This window comes from Haloarchaeobius ordinarius, assembly GCF_051801355.1.
Classification (GTDB): domain Archaea; phylum Halobacteriota; class Halobacteria; order Halobacteriales; family Natrialbaceae; genus Haloarchaeobius.
This window is the reverse complement of record NZ_CP196560.1, coordinates 2,024,571-2,039,780: the sequence shown is the minus strand read 5'-3', so window position 1 is coordinate 2,039,780 and position 15,210 is coordinate 2,024,571. Positions and strand designations below refer to the sequence as shown.

Here is a 15,210-nt window from a genome sequence, read left to right as displayed (position 1 = left end):
AAAGATGCAAGACTATTCCCGACACCCGAGAATCACGCGAGCAGCCCCGTGGGCCGGTCGGACCCGGCTCTATCCGCGTCGAAGTCGGTCTCACTCGCATCGGACTCGTCTCCGACCGCGTCGGCCCGTCCACTCCATCCCGGCCCCCGGCCCGGATTCTGTACCTTCTTGTCCCTGCCACGTGTCGGTGTTCGCATGCACTTCGACCACGCCGGTATCGCGACGGAGGACGCAGCTTCCATGGCCGAACTGTACGCCGACCTGTTCGGGTTCGAGGTCGCACACGAGGAGGAGTTCGACGGGATGCGCGTCGTCTTCCTCGATGCAGGCGACGGCTACTTCGAACTCCTCGAACCGCTCGCGGACGAGGGAACCATCGCCCGATACCTCAACAACCGTGGGTCAGGCATCCATCACCTCGCGGTCGCGACCGACGACATCGAGGCCGCCATCGAGACGGCCCGGGACCACGGCGTCCGTCTCATCGACGAGGAGCCCCGGACCGGTGCCTGGGGCCACGACGTGGCCTTCATGCACCCGAAAGACACCGGCGGCGTGTTGCTGGAGTTCGTCCAGCACTGAGCCGTTACGGCGACTGGAACTGCCCAACCGCCGGTTCGAGATGCCGGTTCAGGTTCTCTGGCGGTGACTCGAACCACCGCGCCTCGTGGAGTTCTTCGGTCTGGACGTCCAGTGCCGTCTCCCGGGTCGTCCCGGCGAAGATGGGCCACTCACCCGTGACCGTCTCGCCATCGTGTTCGAGCGAAAACCGGTTGATGGCGAGCAGGTCGGTGAGCGTCACGTCGAGGCCGACCTCCTCGTCGGCCTCGCGGCGGGCCGTCGCTTCGAGCGAGTCGTCTGTCGGCTCGCAACGCCCGCCGACCACGTCCCAGCCGTCGAAGTCGTCCCTGACTCGGCAGAACAGCAGGCCAGCCTCGCTTTCCACGAGGACGCGGCCGCCGCCGAGGATGCCGCGCCTGGCCGCTTGCCTGGCCGACGCGAACCGGTCCGCCTCGACCACGAAGGTCTCCCTGTTGACCGGGCATTCGTCCCAGTCGTGCGAGAAGGCCGTCACGAGTCCGCTCGCCTGGCCTCCCAGTACCCGGGCCAGAACTCGAGATTCGGGTGGAGTTCGGTCGGCAGCTCCGAGAACCACGCTGCACCGTTGAGTTCACCCGGTTGCACGTCGATGCTGCCGCCGACGTACTGGCCGCCGAAGATAACGTACCCGAGATGGACCTCGTCCTCGCCATCGGGGTCTTCGACGACCAGTCGGTCGACTGTCACCGGCCCCTGCACCTCACATTGGACTCCAGTCTCCTCTTCGACCTCGCGGACCGCTGCTTCCTCGAACGTCTCGCCACTCCCCGGCTCGTCGGGGTCGAAGCCCTCCAGGCCACCACCTGCCGGACCCCAGTGGTTCGACCCGCGGCCCATCCCGAGCAACACGCGTTCCTGGTCACCGAACGCGTCGTCTGGCATCGACTCCGTGAGTTCGTGGGCCTGCGCTGGCTTCCGGACGACCCAGGCGTACGCGCCGCCGATGTAGCCATCCTCGGCGTACTCCCGAAGGTCGGTGAACGTCCCCATCGGCTCGTCTCGCTCGCGCTCGACGTGCACCTCCTCGTACGTCTCCTGTAGCCGTTCGATTCGGCGTGTCACCTCGTCGGCGTTGTACCGTGTGGGCGGCATGGACTACGTACGAAATCAGGCAGCAGGCAAGAAACTACCTATCTGGCCCACTCACACCGACCAGACCGCGGCCCGTCGCTGGGCGAAGTAGTGCAGGTTCGGCGGCAGGTCGGCGAACCACGCGGCACCGTTCAGTTCTTCGGGTTCGATGGCGACGCTCCCCTCGCGATAGGTCGCGTCGAAGACGACGTAGGCGAGGTGGACCTCGTCGTCGCTGTGCGGGTCCTCGACGACCGCCCAGTGGACGAAGACACACTCGGTGAGGCGACACTCGATACCGGTCTCCTCGCGCACTCGCCGCCGCGCGGTCTCCTCGAAGGACTCACCGCTGCCCGGTTCTGTGGGGTCGTATCCCTCGACGCCTCCGCCCGGCGGGCACCAGCTGTCGCGGTCTCGGCCCATACCGAGGAGCACCCGCGTCCGGTTCTCGTCCTCGTCGCCGTCGCTTCCCCGGTCGTCACGTCGGGTGGTCCAGCAGTACGCGCCACCGATGTACCCCTCCTCGGCGTGTCCCCGGAGTTCGTCGAAGTCACTCTGGGGCTCTTCTCGTTCCGTGATGACCGTCACGTCGTCGTACTCGTCGGTGAGGCGACCGACTCGGCTGGCGACCTCGTTCGCGTTGTAGCGGGCGGGCGGCATTACCTACCTTCGCACTCGGTGAACGACCCAGATGAACCTGACGGCCTTCGGGAGTACCGTTAGATACCTCGCCCCCGACAGGTCACCTATGGACAGCCCAGTCCTCGTCACCGGCGCGACCGGAACGGTCGGCGCACCGCTGGTCGACGAACTGCTCGCCCGTGACGTGTCGGTCCGTGCGGCCGTCCGAACACCCGCGGCCGCGTCCGTCCCGGTCGATGCGGAGACCGTCACGTTCGACTTCGAGAAGCCCGAGACGTGGGGGTTCGCGCTGGACGGCGTCGAACGCCTGTTCCTCTTGCGGCCACCGACTGCGACCCGTGTCGGGAAGGACGTGCTCCCGTTCGTCGAGGCGGCGGCGCGTGCGGGCGTCGAACACTGTGTCGTACTCTCCGTCCTCGGCGCAGAGAAGAACCCACTGTTGCCCCACCGACGCATCGAGAAGGCGGTCGCCGACGCGGGGATGCGCTATACGTTCCTCCGCGCGTCGTTCTTCATGCAGAACTTCCTGACCACACACCTGCACGACGTGGTCGAACACGACGAGTTGTTCGTCCCGGCTGGCGACGGGGCGACGAGTTTCGTCGACGCCCGTGACGTGGCCGCCGTCGCTGCCGAGGCGCTCACGACGACCGGGCACACCGACCGCGCGTACGACGTGACCGGCCCGGTCGCACTGACCTACCACGAGGCGGCCGAGGTCTTCACGGAGGTGCTGGACCGGCGCATCACCTATCCCGACCCGTCCCCGTTCACGTTCACCCGGCGCTGGCTCGCCCGCGGCGAATCTCCCGCGTTCGTCCTCACGATGCTCGGTATCTACACGACCGCGCGACTCGGACTCGCTGGCCGGGTCACCGACGACGTCGCGCGTGTACTCGGGCGTCCGCCGCGGGACCTCGGCACGTTCGTCTCGGACCACGCCGACGCGTTCGCGCGGCGGCGAACCTGAGTACCCGCCCCATCGAAACGGAGTTGCCCCAGGCGGCCGTCCCCGTCGACATGTCCGACGACCCAGCCGTGAAAGAGATCGGTGAACTGGCACTGCGCGTGGACGACCTCGACGCGATGACGACCTTCTACCAGGACGTGGTCGGGCTCGAGGTGCTCGAACGGTTCGAGACGAGCACGTTCTTCCGACTCCGCGAGGGCCACGGCGGCCACACGCAGATTCTCGCCCTCTTCGACCGCACCGGAAGCGACGAGTACGTGGCACCCGACCCCGCCAGGACCACGGTCGACCACTTCGCGTTCACCATCGACGAGGCGGAGTTCGAAGCCGAGCGCGAGCGACTCGAATCACTCGGCGTGGACCTCGATTTCGCCACCCACGAGTGGGTGTCGTGGCGGTCGCTCTACTTCTCCGACCCCGAAGAAAACCGCGTCGAGTTCGTCTGTTACGACGAGACCGTCGGTGAGTGACCCACCGTCCGGCTCGACCGACGCCTACTCCAGTTCGGTGTCGACCATCCGGGTCCGCCGCCCGTTCACCTCGTGGTCGACGACCACACGCTTCGGGTACGCGTTCTCGAACCGCATCCGGGACTGGTAGGGAACGTGCCCGATACACTGGATGCAGGCCGCGTCGGTGGACTTGGAGGCACCCACGGTCAGCGTCAGGACGTCGTCTTTCAGTTCCGTCCCGACGACCTTCGCCGTGTAACACGGGGTCGGCGTCAACACGCGCCCGTCGACGACCACCTCTTCGTTCTCGCGGATGACCTCTGCATCCTCCAGGGTACCACAGGTCCCGCTCTCGGCCGTGAGAATCGTCTCGACGAGTTCGGCGCCCGGACAGCCCATGCGCGTCGTTTGCGTGGCCGACTCCACCGTCCCGTCCGGCGCGACGCGGATGGTCGTGGTCGCGACGTTACAGTCGAACGTTCCGATAGTGCTCTCGCCACCGAAAGAGCCGTCGACGTCGACGGCGACGACGTAGTCTTTCGGCTGGTTCAGCGTTATCTCGAGCCACCCATTCGGGGGGAACTCGCGAATCTGCCAGAGCTGGATTCGCTCTTCGTCCCTGATTCGGACGCCGAGAGTCCGCGTCTCGTCGCTATCGTTCCAGAGTTTCACGGTCCGTTCGACCTGGTTCTCCGGGAAGTCGACACCGTCGCGCGTGCCGAGCGTCACGCGCGCGAACGGTTCGCTCTCCGTCGGAAAGCCGTCACCCTGCGGTTCGGTCTCGAGACCCGCCTCCAGCCCGAATCGGGACCGGTAGTACCGCCGTCTGGCGACTACGCGGCTGGCTCTGTCGCTCCCCATGGCTCCCCCAACGGAGCCAACAGCTGCGAGTGATGCAGTACCACCGATTGCGGTGAGCAGTTGTCGGCGTCGCATAGAGCCCTATTGGCATCCCTCATAAAAGACCGTTAGGGAACCTGAAACGCCGAATTCAGCAGTCTTTGAGTGGTAAGGCGCTAGATTTCTCGTTCCGACAGTGTGAGCTTCTGACCGGTGGTACCGGCCGGTACCTCCCCGTCAGCCGAAGCTCTCGACGTTCGCCTCGTCGGGGTCGACTCCCGCGTCAGCGAGGGCGTCCGTGACCAGTTCACAGAAGTCCTGAAAGCCGAACACGTACAGTTCGCCACGGTCGGCCGCAGCCGCGACCGCGTCGCCGACCGCCTCGTCGTCGTCACCGAACACCTGCACCAGCGCCCCCGCGTCCTCGAGCGCCGCCAGGCGGTCTTCGTGTGCCGGTTCGTCGTCCTGATAGACCACGGACGCCGCGTGCCCGTGCTCGACCGCGCGCTCGGCGATGGCGACCGCGGCACCGATGCCGGGGCCGCCCGCGACGACCACGACGTCGCCCTCGTCGTCGTAGCTCACGTTGCCGAACGGCCCCTCGATGCGAACCTCGGCACCTTCCTCGAGGTCAGCGAGCCACGGGGTGAGGTCACCCTCCGGGTCCACGCCGACGGTGATTTCGAACGTCTCGCCGACTGTCGGCGACGACAACGTGTAGTATCGACTCAATTCCTCGCCGTCGATGTCTGCGCGCAGCAACACGAACTGACCCGGCAGTGCGTCGAAACCGTCGGGTGTCTCGAGGTCCAATGCGACTGTATCGGGACCGACCGTGCGAACGCCACCCACGGTCACGACCGTCTCGTCCATAATTCTAGTTGTTACGGTCGCGAGTAAATTCCTTCCGTTCCGGCGCGTTCCCCCGTGTTTCAGAACCCTTTTACTCCCGCGAGGGGTAGCCCCGCACCAACATGGCCGAGGACTTAAACTGGGCAATCGGCGGGGAGGCCGGCGACGGCATCGACTCCACCGGGAAGATTTTCGCCCAGGCACTGTCACGTGCTGGACGACACGTATTCACCTCGAAAGACTTCGCGTCGCGGATTCGCGGCGGCTACACCGCCTACAAGATTCGCACAGCCGTCGACCCCGTACAGAGCGTGGTCGACCGCCTCGACATCCTCGTGGCGCTGACACAGCGGACTATCGACGAGAACCTCGACGAACTGCACGACGGCAGCGTCATCATCTACGACGGTGAGCGTTCGTGGGACGCGGAGTACCCCGACGAGATCACCGGCGTCGACGTGCCGCTGAAGTCTATCGCAGAGGACGCTGGTGGCGCAATCATGCGAAACGTCGTCGCACTGGGCGCAGCCTGTGAGATAACCAACTTCCCGATCGAGAACCTCGACGAAGCGCTCCAGAAGCGGTTCGGCTCGAAGGGCGAGAAGCTCGTCGAGAACAACAAGCAGGCGGCCCGCATGGGCGCCGAGTACGTCGACGAGAACTACGACCTCGACACCGACTACGACCTCGACACGACCGACGAGGACTACGTCCTGCTCAACGGTGACGAGGCAATCGGGATGGGTGCCATCGCGGCCGGCTGTCGGTTCTACTCCGGCTACCCCATCACGCCCGCGACGGACGTGATGGAGTACCTCACGGGCCGTATCGACAAGTACGGCGGGCACGTCGTTCAGGCAGAAGACGAACTCTCCGCGATCAACATGGCCCTCGGCGCAGCGCGCGCCGGTGCCCGGTCGATGACGGCAACCTCCGGCCCCGGTATCGACCTGATGGCAGAGACGTTCGGCCTCGTCGCCACCAGCGAGACCCCGCTGGTCATCGTCGACGTCATGCGCTCCGGTCCCTCGACCGGGATGCCGACCAAGCAGGAACAGGCCGACATCAACATGGCCCTGTTCGGCGGCCACGGCGAGATTCCCCGCTTCGTCGTCGCCCCGACGACCATCGCCGAGTGTTTCTGGAAGACCGTCGAGGCGTTCAACTACGCCGAGAAGTACCAGACGCCCGTCTACCTGCTCGCAGACCTCTCGCTCGCCGTCACCGAGCAGACGTTCACGCCGGACACGTTCGACATGGACGCCGTCGAGGTCGACCGCGGCAAGGTCGTCGACGACGACACCATCGACGAGTGGCTCGACGACGAGGGCCGCTTTACGCCCCACGCCAACACCGAGGACGGCATCTCGCCGCGCGCGTTCCCCGGCACGGAACAGGGCGCACACATGAGCACCGGTCTCGAACACGACGAACTCGGTCGCCGGACCGAGAGCACGGAAGTGCGCGTCGAGCAGGTCGACAAGCGCAACCGCAAGGTCGAGACCGCGAAGGAACAGGAGAACTTCGACTACCGCGAGTTCGGGAACGAGGACGCCGACAACCTCGTCATCTCGTGGGGGTCGAACGAGGGCGCACTCGTCGAGGCACTCGACTACCTCGAGGACGAGGGCGTCGACGTCCGCGTCCTCTCGGTCCCGTACATCTTCCCGCGCCCCGACCTCACCGAAGAGGTCGAGGCCGCAGACGAGGTCGTCGTGGTCGAGTGTAACGCGACCGGCCAGTTCGCGGACCTCATCGAACACGACGTACTTCAGCGTGTCACCCGTATCAACAAGTACAACGGCGTCCGGTTCAAGGCGGACGAACTCGCCGACGACATCAAGGACGCGATCTCCCAGGAGGCAGACCAATGAGCTCAGACGTTAGATTCACCGACTTCAAGTCCGACAAGCAGCCCACCTGGTGTCCCGGGTGTGGTGACTTCGGTACGATGAACGGCATGATGAAGGCCCTGGCGAACACGGGCAACGACCCCGACAACACGTTCGTCGTCGCCGGTATCGGCTGTTCCGGTAAGATCGGCACCTACATGCACAGCTACGCGCTCCACGGCGTCCACGGCCGCGCGCTCCCCGTCGGCACGGGCGTCAAGCTCGCCAACCCCGACCTCGAAGTGATGGTCGCGGGTGGCGACGGTGACGGCTACTCCATCGGTGCCGGCCACTTCGTCCACGCCGTCCGGCGCAACCCCGACATGACCTACGTCGTCATGGACAACCGCATCTACGGGCTGACCAAGGGCCAGGCCTCCCCGACCTCGCGCTCGGACTTCGAGACGAGCACCACGCCCGAGGGCCCGCAGCAGCCCCCGGTCAACCCGCTCGCGCTCGCCCTCGCCTCGGGTGCGACGTTCATCGCGCAGTCGTTCAGTTCCGACGCCCTGCGCCACGCCGAGATCATCCAGCAGGCCATCGAGCACGACGGGTTCGGCTTCGTCAACACGTTCAGCCCGTGTGTCACGTTCAACGACGTCGACACCTACGACTACTTCCGCGACTCCCTGGTCGACCTCAAAGAAGAGGGCCACGACCCGACCGACCGCGAGGCCGCGAAGCAGAAGATCCTCGAAGGCGACAAGGAGTACATGGGCGTCCTCTACCAGGACGAAGACTCCGTCCCGTACCACGAGGTCCACGGCGTCACCGAGAACATGTCCGAGATTCCGGACGGCGCGCCCGAGAACGCGATGGACCTGGTCCGGGAGTTCTACTAGAGAGGACCTTTTTCCACTTCGGGTTCGCTCACTTCGTTCGCGAACCGCTCGCGCAAAAAGCTACGCTAAAAAGGCTGGTCGCTCGTTTCACTCGCGACCAGTGAACGACAGCACTCGGGTTCTTCGAACCGCTCGTGCTGTCGACGGTTGTTCTCTCTGTTCAAAGGTCGTCGACTGTCCTCAGCTTAGCGAGAACCGCAGACACAGAAAGTACGGGTTCGTCGCCGCGCGCTCGTACGCTTCCGGGTCGATGTCACGGAACTCCTCGACCGGCGTCGCTTCTGTCAGCTGGGCCAGTTCGAATCCGTTCGCCAGCGCCGGTTCTATCATCGCCGAGAGCGGCCGCCGGTACGCAGGCACCTCGACCGGCTCCCCGAAGGACTCCCACACCGCGGAGACGCGCTCTATCTCGTGGTAGTTCCGGGCGTCGTCGTAGCTCTCGAAATCGGCGTGAGGGTGCTGGACCGAGTAGACGACCCAGCCGTCGTCCGTGAGGACCCGCCGAAGTTCACCGAACAGCGCGTCCCAGTCGCGAACGTAGTGAAACGCCAGCGAACTGGCGATGCCGTCGAACGAACCATCTGAGAACGGGAGCGGGCTCCCGAGGTCTGCCCGGAGGAAGTCGGCGTCGGGTGCCCGTTTCCGGGCGTACTGCAACATCCGCGGGCTCGCGTCGACTCCGACTACTGTTGCGCCGCGCTCGCCGAGTTCCCGCGTGAGGTGGCCCGCGCCACAGCCCGCGTCGAGGACTCTGTCGCTCTCGACGTCGGGGAGCAACGAGAGCGTCGCGGGGCGTTCGAGGTACGCGTTCCAGGGCTTGGTGTCGCCGAGCTCGTCGTACCCGGCGGCGAGTCGCTCGTAGGCGTCGTGTGCCAGCGGGCGCTCCGGCTCGTCGGTCATGGGTAGGGAGACGAAAGTGTGGATGAAAGCGGCTGCGGTCCGTGTGCTGCGTTACTCCTCGTCGGTCTCGTGCTGGACGTTCTCCATCAGCGTGTATATCTCGTCTTCCTCGCTGGGGAGTTTCGTCGGGTGGCCGCCGATGGCGATGACGTAGTCCTCGCCGTGTTTGACCTTCGTGACGTAGAGGCTGATCTCGACTGTCTGGCCGTCCATGGTCGTCTCGCCCGTGAAGACGCCGACCTCGGTCTGCTGGCCGAGCATGGTCACCTGTTCGGTGCCAGTCTGTCGAACGTTCGAGATGGAGCCGTAGCCGGTCTCGTACTGGCCGAGAATCTGGTCCACGAGGTCCGCGTTGCTCATGTTCTTCACCGGGTTCTGTGGCTGACCGACCACGTCGACCTGGTGGGTGGAGACGACTGCGAACAGGCCGACGGTGGTGTCGATGAAGTCGTCTTGCTTCTCGTACTGGGCGATCCAGTTGTCGACGATGATGGTCCGGTCACCGATGCCGACGTCTTGCCCGTTTATCTCGATGGTCTGGTTCTCCACCCTGGTCTCCGTGTAACCGGTCCCCCCATCACCGAGTGCGCTGTCGTCGACCGTCGCCTGGTTCGCGGCGTACTCCAGTGGCTCTTCACCGGTGATGAAACCCAGACAACCGCTCGTAACCAGCACTGCGGCGATAGCCACGACGGCCACGCCGCGCCTCGTATTCATGTCCGCAAGGTCCCCGCGGTTGGCTAAGAAGGTTCCGGCTACTCACATCTGGCCGCGTCGGGACCGGGTGAGAACTACCGACAAACCTGACCGAACCCAAAAGACACTTTTCCGAGGACATAATTACATCTCATTACAGATGTCCGAGTTCCCCGACTACCTCGACGTCGATTACACGGACGGCGAAGGCGAGTCTCCCGCTGACTACCCGTCCATCGAGCACAAGCTAGAGAAGGCACTCGACGTGACCAAGAAGGGTCTCGAACAGTACGAGAACCCGGCCGTGATGTGGACCGGCGGCAAGGACTCCACACTCACCCTCTACTTCGTCAAGGAGGTCGCCGAGCAGTACGACCTCGACCTCCCGACCACGGTGTTCATCGACCACTACCAGCACTTCGACGAACTCATGGACTTCGTCGAGCACTGGGCCGACGAGTGGGACCTCGAAGTCGTCTACGCTCGTAACTCCGACGTCGGCCAGTACGTCGAGGAGAACGACCTCGAACCGGGCGACGACATCCCGGTCGACGCGCTCTCGGAGCACAACCAGCACCACATCCGGAACATCCTCGAGTACGAGGAAGAGACGTTCCCGTTCCTGCTCGACACCTACGTCGGCAACCACCTGCTGAAGACCGTCGCGCTGAACGACACCCTCGAATCCGAGGACATCGACGGCATCATCTCGGGTATCCGCTGGGACGAACAGGAAGCCCGTGCCGACGAGACGTTCTTCAGCCCGCGTCACGACCCCGACATCTACCCGCCCCACGACCGCATCCAGCCCATCCTCCAGTTCGCCGAGGCCGACGTCTGGGAGGCCTTCTGGCACTTCGTGGTGCCCGAAACCGTCGAGGACTACCCCGACGAGGGCTACGTCCCGCAGGACTACGACGACCTGCCGAACGGCCTGACCCACGCCGACATCCCGGTCTCGCCGAAGTACTTCGAGGGCTTCCGCTCGCTCGGCTCCGAAGTGTCGACCGACAAGGCTGACCAGGAGCCCGCGTGGCTGCAGGACCTCGAGAACACGACCGAGCGTGCCGGCCGCGCCCAGGACAAGGAGGACCTGATGGAGCGCCTGCGCGACCTCGGCTACATGTAAGCCCGGTTCCCGAGTTCGACACCCGATAGCGATACTTTCTCACACCGCTTCTCTAGGGGTATGGAACCCACCCCTGCTGTCGATTACGCCCTTGGTACTGGCGAGACTGCCGAGGACTACCCGACGGTCGAGACACGGCTCGACCGGGCACGGGGGGTGGTCGAGACGGCGCTCGCGACCTACGAGAATCCCGCCGTCTGCTGGACCGGCGGCAAGGACTCGACGCTGGTGCTGTGGCTCGTCCGGCAGGTCGCTGCCGAGCAGGACCGCCCGGTCCCACCCGTGGTGTTCATCGACCACTACCAGCACTTCCCGGAGACCGCCGCGTTCGTCGAACGATGGGCGACCCGCTGGCGGCTGACGCTCCACGTGGCGCGAAACCGTGACTTCGCCGTGTTCGAACCGGGTGAGCGGGTACCCGTCGGGGCGCTCCCCCACCGTGCTCGCCGAGAACTGCGGACCGTCCTCGACTACGAGCGCGACGAGTTCGTCGTCTCGGCCGACTCCACCGAGGGAGCACACCTGTTGACGACGATGGCACTCACCGACGAACTCCGAAGCCGCGGCTTCGACGCGGTGCTGACGGGTGTCCGCTGGGACGAACAGTACGCCCGCGCCGACGAGACGTTCTTCTCGTCACGGCACGACGCGCCAGTCCCGCACGACCGCGTCCAGCCGTTGCTGGCGCTCTCCGAACGCGACGTGTGGGACGTGACCTGGCGGGCACTCGTGCCGGAAGCGGTAGTCGGGTATCCCGGCGGACACGTCCCACGGAACGCCGCCGACCTGCCGCCGGACCTCGCGGTATCTGACCTGCCGGTTTCACCACAGTACTTCCACGGCTACCGGAGCCTCGGGACGCTGTCGGGGTCGGGGAGCGAAACCGGCCGACCTGCGTGGGTGCTCGCCGGGGACGGCGTCCCGGAGCGGGCCGCTCGCGCAGCAGAGCCCGAGGCGTACATGCGTCGGTTGCGCGACCTGGGGTACATGTAGCCCGGCCGCTCGTGCGGCGGCGATGCACGCTCCGGATACGGTTAACCGGCGGAGGCACCTCCCTACTAGCATGGTAACGACACACACGCGCCGAGCGGTGCTCACCGCGGCCGGCGGTGGGCTCGCCGGTCTCGCGGGCTGTCTCGGCAGTGGTGGCGGGAACACCGCGACCGTCGGTGGCGGCGGTGGCGGCGGTGGCGGGAGTGGAGCGGGGTCCGACACCACTGCTGCCGACACCAGTGCCGACCCGACGAAGGGCGGTGGCAGCCCTGGGACCGCAGTCCCGCTGGCCGACGACCGGTTCGTCGTCGAGTACGACTACGCGACGCTGAACGACTGGGTCCGCTCGGGCGGCCCACCCAAGGATGGCATCCCCTCCATCGACGAACCGAAGTTCGAGGCCGCCTCGAAGGTCGGCTCCCGAATCCGACCGGGCGACCCGGTCTTCGGCGTCGAACTGAACGGCGAGACGAAGGCCTACCCGCAGTACATCCTCGTCTGGCACGAGATAGTCAACGACACGTTCGGCGACGAGAACGTCACCGTCTCGTACTGTCCCCTGACCGGGACGGCCATCGGCTACCGACGTGGTGAGACGACCTTCGGCGTCTCCGGCCGACTGCTCAACTCCAACCTGGTGATGTACGACCGCGAGACGGACAGCCGGTGGCCACAGGTGATGGGCACCGCCATCTCCGGCAGCTACCGGGACCACAGCCTCCAGCACGTCCGCGTCACCTGGACGACCTGGGACGAGTGGAAGTCCGTGCATCCGGACACGACGCTCCTGACGGAGGACACCGGCTACATCCGGGACTACGGCCGCGACCCCTACGGGACGTACAACCCGAAGTCTGGCTACTACAAGACCGACGGGATGCTGTTCGAACCGGAGAAACAGGACGGTCGTCATCCGCCGAAGCTGGTCGTCGTCGGTGCGCGGACCGCAAGCGGGGCGTTCGCCGTCGCGAAACAGCGCCTTCGCCAGGACCGGGTCGTGACCGGGAACGCCGGTGACGTGCCGGTCGTCGCGGTGTACGAACCGGAACTCGACACCGGCTACGTCTACCGTGCCGATAGCGATGTGACGGTGTCGGGCGAGACGTACGAGGTCGACGGCGAGGGATACACCGGTGACGCCCTTCCACTCGACAGCGTGCCCGCGTTCGACGCGATGTGGTTCGCGTGGTTCGCGTTCTACCCGTCGACCGAGATTCATGTCTGAGACGAACCAGCGGTTCTGGTCGATGCCAGACCGCCTCAGTCGGACGGGGCGGGCGGTCCGACTCGCACTCGGTCGTCGGGACTCGCTGGCCGTCACTCTCGCTGTCACGGTCCTTTACCTCGCTATCTACCTGCTCGCCATCGGTGACCTCGCAATCCGGAGCGGCTTTGGCGTGGGCTACATCGTCGTCAGCGACCCCTTCGCACGGATGTTCGAGACGACCACGAGCCGGTTCGCCTGGGAAGCGATCGCGCTGGTGAACCTCGAAGTCGTCCGGCTGCTGGTCTCACCCCTGAACATCGCACTGGGGCTGGTACTCGCCGGTCTCGTGGGCATCAACCTCGGCGTCACCTACCTGGCCTGGCGGCATCCGAAGGCCTGTGGCATAGAGCGCACCGACGCGGGGGGCGGGACCAGTCTCCTCGCCGCAGTCCCCGCTCTGCTCTCGGGTAGCGCGTGCTGTGGTCCGGTCGTCCTCATCGCTCTCGGTGTCTCGGCCTCGGGTGCGCTGCTGACCGTGTTCGAGTGGCTCCTCCCCGTCGGCGTCGCGCTGTTGCTCGCCAGTCTGGTCTACTCGGGCGGGAAGCTGGACCCCGTCGGCGCGGCCCACCGGTGAGGTGGCCGACGCCCCGATTGGCCCCGTTCAGTCGTCCGTCGTCGCGCCGTCCGTTGCCCCGCCACGAGCCGTCGATAGCTCGCACCCGAAGGCACCGCCAGCCCCGGTCGTGTCGAACTCGAAACGAACCCCGCCGCCGTCACTCTCCGTGAGTCCGACCATCCAGTCGTGCGCCTCCGCGATGCGATGCACGATGCTCAATCCGAACCCCGTCCCGGTGGCGGTCGTCGTGTGGCCGAACTCGAACACCTGGTCGCGGGCCGCCGCCGGGATGCCCGGGCCGTCGTCCGCGACGAAGAAGCCGGTGTCCGTTCCACCGACGGTGACAACGACTCCAGACTCGGGTGTCTCCTCGTGCTCCGACCCGTGTTCGACGCTGTTCCTGAACAGGTTCTCGAAGAGTTCGCGGAGCCGCGCCTCGTCCGCCGTGACCGACCCGGGCGTGTCGACGCGGATGCGCCCCATGGCCCCGGAGACGTCGCGCCAGGCGTCGAGCGCCACGCGCTCTACGTCGACCGGCCGCGTCTCGGCGATGGTCCGACCCTCCCGTGCCAGCGTGAGCAGTTCGTCTATCATCCGTTCCATCCTGCCGAGCGCGACGGTAACCTCCTCGAACGCCGCCTCGTCGCCCGTCTGCTGGCCCAGCTCGAGGTAGCCCTGGGCGACCCCCAGCGGGTTCCGGAGGTCGTGGCTCACGACGCTCGTGAACTGGTCGAGGCGCTCGTTCTGGGCCTCCAGGCGCCGCTCCCGGCGCTCGCGGTCGGTCACGTCGCGCGAGTTCACCGCGATACCGCCGATGACCGGGTCGTCGACGAAGTTCCGGGCCTTCGACTCGACGAGCGCCCACGAGCCGTCGGCCCGCCGGAGCCGGTGTTCGAACGTTATCGACCCACCGGCCTGCTCGAGGAGGGTCTCGATGTCGGTCACGACGCGTTCCCGGTCGGCCTCGTGGGAGAACGCAGTGACCGGTTCACCCTGGACGGCGTCCGGTTCGTAGCCGAGGACCCCCCTGACCGACGGGCTGACGTACTCGATGGTCCCGTCCTCGCCGAACACCGTCACCAGGTCCGAGGACTCCTCGATGAGCCGGCTGTGGCGCTTCTCGATGCGACGCGTATCGGTGATGTCCCGGAAGACGAGTAACTCCGCGGCCCGAGAGCGGTTCCCCGTGGTATCGGTCCGCTGGAGGTCGAAGTGCCGGTCCATCCCGTCGACCGACACCACGAGGTCGTCATCGTGTGCTGTTTCCTCCGGGGCCGCCGCCGGCACCACCTCGCCGATTGGCTGCCCCACCAGCGCACTGGTCGGTCGTCCGAGGACGCGTTCCATCGCCTCGTTCGCGTCGATGACCGTCCCGTCGGCGTCGAGCGCGAGGAAGCCGTCACGCATCTCGGCGACCAGCGTGTTCCGCGCGACTGGTAGCGACCGGACCAGTCCGAACGAGAGCGTGTTCATCGCCCCTGTCTTCTCCAGTACGAGCATCGTAAGTA

Annotated in this window: 18 protein-coding genes; 9 read left to right on the top strand and 9 right to left on the bottom strand. The window is 66.1% G+C overall.

What is annotated here, in order from left to right; translation table 11 throughout:
* Positions 1–32: 32 nt before the first annotated feature.
* On the bottom strand, positions 33–197 hold the full coding sequence (locus tag ACSC1R_RS10610) for a hypothetical protein (RefSeq protein ID WP_439025719.1): 165 nt from the start codon (positions 195–197) through the stop codon (positions 33–35).
* On the opposite strand from ACSC1R_RS10610, the gene mce reads away from it, so the two are divergent.
* On the top strand, positions 196–582 hold the full coding sequence (mce, locus tag ACSC1R_RS10605; RefSeq protein ID WP_439025718.1) for a methylmalonyl-CoA epimerase: 387 nt from the start codon (positions 196–198) through the stop codon (positions 580–582). The genes ACSC1R_RS10610 and mce overlap by 2 nt on opposite strands.
* Before the next feature lie 4 nt (positions 583–586).
* On the opposite strand, the gene ACSC1R_RS10600 is transcribed toward mce, so the two are convergent.
* Genes ACSC1R_RS10600 through ACSC1R_RS10590 form a run of 3 tightly spaced genes read right to left on the bottom strand, consistent with a single transcriptional unit; the run spans position 587 to position 2,331 of the window.
* Positions 587–1,075 carry an NUDIX hydrolase gene (locus ACSC1R_RS10600; protein WP_439025717.1) on the bottom strand — a complete coding sequence of 163 codons (489 nt, stop codon included), beginning with the start codon at positions 1,073–1,075 and terminating at the stop codon, positions 587–589.
* Complete coding sequence (locus ACSC1R_RS10595) at positions 1,072–1,692, bottom strand: NUDIX domain-containing protein (protein WP_439025716.1); 621 nt, start codon at positions 1,690–1,692, stop codon at positions 1,072–1,074. Before ACSC1R_RS10595 ends, ACSC1R_RS10600 begins: the two co-directional genes overlap by 4 nt.
* Before the next feature lie 51 nt (positions 1,693–1,743).
* Positions 1,744–2,331: an NUDIX hydrolase gene (locus tag ACSC1R_RS10590; RefSeq protein WP_439025715.1), complete on the bottom strand. Its 588-nt coding sequence runs from the start codon at positions 2,329–2,331 to the stop codon at positions 1,744–1,746.
* A gap of 88 nt (positions 2,332–2,419) precedes the next feature.
* Here ACSC1R_RS10590 and ACSC1R_RS10585 point away from each other — a divergent pair, with 88 nt between their 5' ends.
* Positions 2,420–3,283 carry an SDR family oxidoreductase gene (locus ACSC1R_RS10585; protein WP_439025714.1) on the top strand — a complete coding sequence of 288 codons (864 nt, stop codon included), beginning with the start codon at positions 2,420–2,422 and terminating at the stop codon, positions 3,281–3,283.
* Between the two features lie 50 nt (positions 3,284–3,333).
* Positions 3,334–3,753 (top strand): VOC family protein, encoded by a 420-nt coding sequence (locus ACSC1R_RS10580; RefSeq protein ID WP_439025713.1) that lies wholly within the window; start codon positions 3,334–3,336, stop codon positions 3,751–3,753.
* A 24-nt stretch (positions 3,754–3,777) separates the two neighbouring features.
* On the opposite strand, the gene ACSC1R_RS10575 is transcribed toward ACSC1R_RS10580, so the two are convergent.
* Both ACSC1R_RS10575 and ACSC1R_RS10570 read right to left on the bottom strand, forming a co-directional pair.
* Positions 3,778–4,671 (bottom strand): hypothetical protein, encoded by an 894-nt coding sequence (locus ACSC1R_RS10575; RefSeq protein WP_439025712.1) that lies wholly within the window; start codon positions 4,669–4,671, stop codon positions 3,778–3,780.
* Positions 4,672–4,812: 141 nt separating this feature from the next.
* The gene (locus tag ACSC1R_RS10570; protein WP_439025711.1) at positions 4,813–5,448 is read right to left on the bottom strand and encodes an FAD-dependent oxidoreductase; all 636 of its coding nucleotides are present in this window, start codon (positions 5,446–5,448) and stop codon (positions 4,813–4,815) included.
* Positions 5,449–5,549: 101 nt separating this feature from the next.
* On the opposite strand from ACSC1R_RS10570, the gene ACSC1R_RS10565 reads away from it, so the two are divergent.
* Both ACSC1R_RS10565 and ACSC1R_RS10560 read left to right on the top strand, forming a co-directional pair.
* Entirely contained in the window at positions 5,550–7,301 is a 1,752-nt protein-coding gene (locus tag ACSC1R_RS10565) for a 2-oxoacid:acceptor oxidoreductase subunit alpha (protein ID WP_439025710.1), read from the top strand.
* Complete coding sequence (locus ACSC1R_RS10560) at positions 7,298–8,161, top strand: 2-oxoacid:ferredoxin oxidoreductase subunit beta (protein ID WP_439025709.1); 864 nt, start codon at positions 7,298–7,300, stop codon at positions 8,159–8,161. Before ACSC1R_RS10565 ends, ACSC1R_RS10560 begins: the two co-directional genes overlap by 4 nt.
* A gap of 180 nt (positions 8,162–8,341) precedes the next feature.
* Here the strand turns inward: ACSC1R_RS10560 and ACSC1R_RS10555 are convergent, their stop codons facing one another.
* Complete coding sequence (locus tag ACSC1R_RS10555) at positions 8,342–9,061, bottom strand: class I SAM-dependent methyltransferase (RefSeq protein WP_439025708.1); 720 nt, start codon at positions 9,059–9,061, stop codon at positions 8,342–8,344.
* Between the two features lie 51 nt (positions 9,062–9,112).
* On the bottom strand, positions 9,113–9,778 hold the full coding sequence (locus tag ACSC1R_RS10550; protein ID WP_439025707.1) for a DUF6517 family protein: 666 nt from the start codon (positions 9,776–9,778) through the stop codon (positions 9,113–9,115).
* A 139-nt stretch (positions 9,779–9,917) separates the two neighbouring features.
* Between ACSC1R_RS10550 and ACSC1R_RS10545 the strand changes: the two genes are divergently transcribed.
* The 4 genes from ACSC1R_RS10545 to ACSC1R_RS10530 all read left to right on the top strand — a co-directional run bounded on the left by ACSC1R_RS10545 (position 9,918) and on the right by ACSC1R_RS10530 (position 13,720).
* Complete coding sequence (locus ACSC1R_RS10545) at positions 9,918–10,886, top strand: phosphoadenosine phosphosulfate reductase family protein (protein WP_439025706.1); 969 nt, start codon at positions 9,918–9,920, stop codon at positions 10,884–10,886.
* Between the two features lie 60 nt (positions 10,887–10,946).
* On the top strand, positions 10,947–11,879 hold the full coding sequence (locus ACSC1R_RS10540; protein WP_439025705.1) for a phosphoadenosine phosphosulfate reductase family protein: 933 nt from the start codon (positions 10,947–10,949) through the stop codon (positions 11,877–11,879).
* Between the two features lie 70 nt (positions 11,880–11,949).
* Entirely contained in the window at positions 11,950–13,104 is a 1,155-nt protein-coding gene (locus ACSC1R_RS10535; protein WP_439025704.1) for a DUF3179 domain-containing protein, read from the top strand.
* 22 nt (positions 13,105–13,126) lie between these two features.
* The gene (locus ACSC1R_RS10530) at positions 13,127–13,720 is read left to right on the top strand and encodes a hypothetical protein (protein ID WP_439025703.1); all 594 of its coding nucleotides are present in this window, start codon (positions 13,127–13,129) and stop codon (positions 13,718–13,720) included.
* A gap of 27 nt (positions 13,721–13,747) precedes the next feature.
* On the opposite strand, the gene ACSC1R_RS10525 is transcribed toward ACSC1R_RS10530, so the two are convergent.
* Entirely contained in the window at positions 13,748–15,202 is a 1,455-nt protein-coding gene (locus ACSC1R_RS10525) for a PAS domain-containing sensor histidine kinase (protein ID WP_439025702.1), read from the bottom strand.
* Positions 15,203–15,210: the final 8 nt, after the last annotated feature.

What these genes read in the sequence shown, in the direction of transcription:
- ACSC1R_RS10545 (WP_439025706.1), top strand. Translation starts at nt 9,918, where the DNA reads ATGTCCGAGTTCCCCGACTACCTCGACGTCGATTACACGGACGGCGAA.
- ACSC1R_RS10530 (WP_439025703.1), top strand. Translation starts at nt 13,127, where the DNA reads ATGCCAGACCGCCTCAGTCGGACGGGGCGGGCGGTCCGACTCGCACTC.
- ACSC1R_RS10560 (WP_439025709.1), top strand. Translation starts at nt 7,298, where the DNA reads ATGAGCTCAGACGTTAGATTCACCGACTTCAAGTCCGACAAGCAGCCC.
- ACSC1R_RS10610 (WP_439025719.1), bottom strand. Translation starts at nt 197, where the DNA reads ATGCGAACACCGACACGTGGCAGGGACAAGAAGGTACAGAATCCGGGC.
- ACSC1R_RS10525 (WP_439025702.1), bottom strand. Translation starts at nt 15,202, where the DNA reads ATGCTCGTACTGGAGAAGACAGGGGCGATGAACACGCTCTCGTTCGGA.
- ACSC1R_RS10585 (WP_439025714.1), top strand. Translation starts at nt 2,420, where the DNA reads ATGGACAGCCCAGTCCTCGTCACCGGCGCGACCGGAACGGTCGGCGCA.
- ACSC1R_RS10535 (WP_439025704.1), top strand. Translation starts at nt 11,950, where the DNA reads ATGGTAACGACACACACGCGCCGAGCGGTGCTCACCGCGGCCGGCGGT.
- mce (WP_439025718.1), top strand. Translation starts at nt 196, where the DNA reads ATGCACTTCGACCACGCCGGTATCGCGACGGAGGACGCAGCTTCCATG.
- ACSC1R_RS10550 (WP_439025707.1), bottom strand. Translation starts at nt 9,778, where the DNA reads ATGAATACGAGGCGCGGCGTGGCCGTCGTGGCTATCGCCGCAGTGCTG.
- ACSC1R_RS10555 (WP_439025708.1), bottom strand. Translation starts at nt 9,061, where the DNA reads ATGACCGACGAGCCGGAGCGCCCGCTGGCACACGACGCCTACGAGCGA.
- ACSC1R_RS10565 (WP_439025710.1), top strand. Translation starts at nt 5,550, where the DNA reads ATGGCCGAGGACTTAAACTGGGCAATCGGCGGGGAGGCCGGCGACGGC.
- ACSC1R_RS10575 (WP_439025712.1), bottom strand. Translation starts at nt 4,671, where the DNA reads ATGCGACGCCGACAACTGCTCACCGCAATCGGTGGTACTGCATCACTC.
- ACSC1R_RS10540 (WP_439025705.1), top strand. Translation starts at nt 10,947, where the DNA reads ATGGAACCCACCCCTGCTGTCGATTACGCCCTTGGTACTGGCGAGACT.
- ACSC1R_RS10595 (WP_439025716.1), bottom strand. Translation starts at nt 1,692, where the DNA reads ATGCCGCCCACACGGTACAACGCCGACGAGGTGACACGCCGAATCGAA.
- ACSC1R_RS10590 (WP_439025715.1), bottom strand. Translation starts at nt 2,331, where the DNA reads ATGCCGCCCGCCCGCTACAACGCGAACGAGGTCGCCAGCCGAGTCGGT.
- ACSC1R_RS10570 (WP_439025711.1), bottom strand. Translation starts at nt 5,448, where the DNA reads ATGGACGAGACGGTCGTGACCGTGGGTGGCGTTCGCACGGTCGGTCCC.
- ACSC1R_RS10580 (WP_439025713.1), top strand. Translation starts at nt 3,334, where the DNA reads ATGTCCGACGACCCAGCCGTGAAAGAGATCGGTGAACTGGCACTGCGC.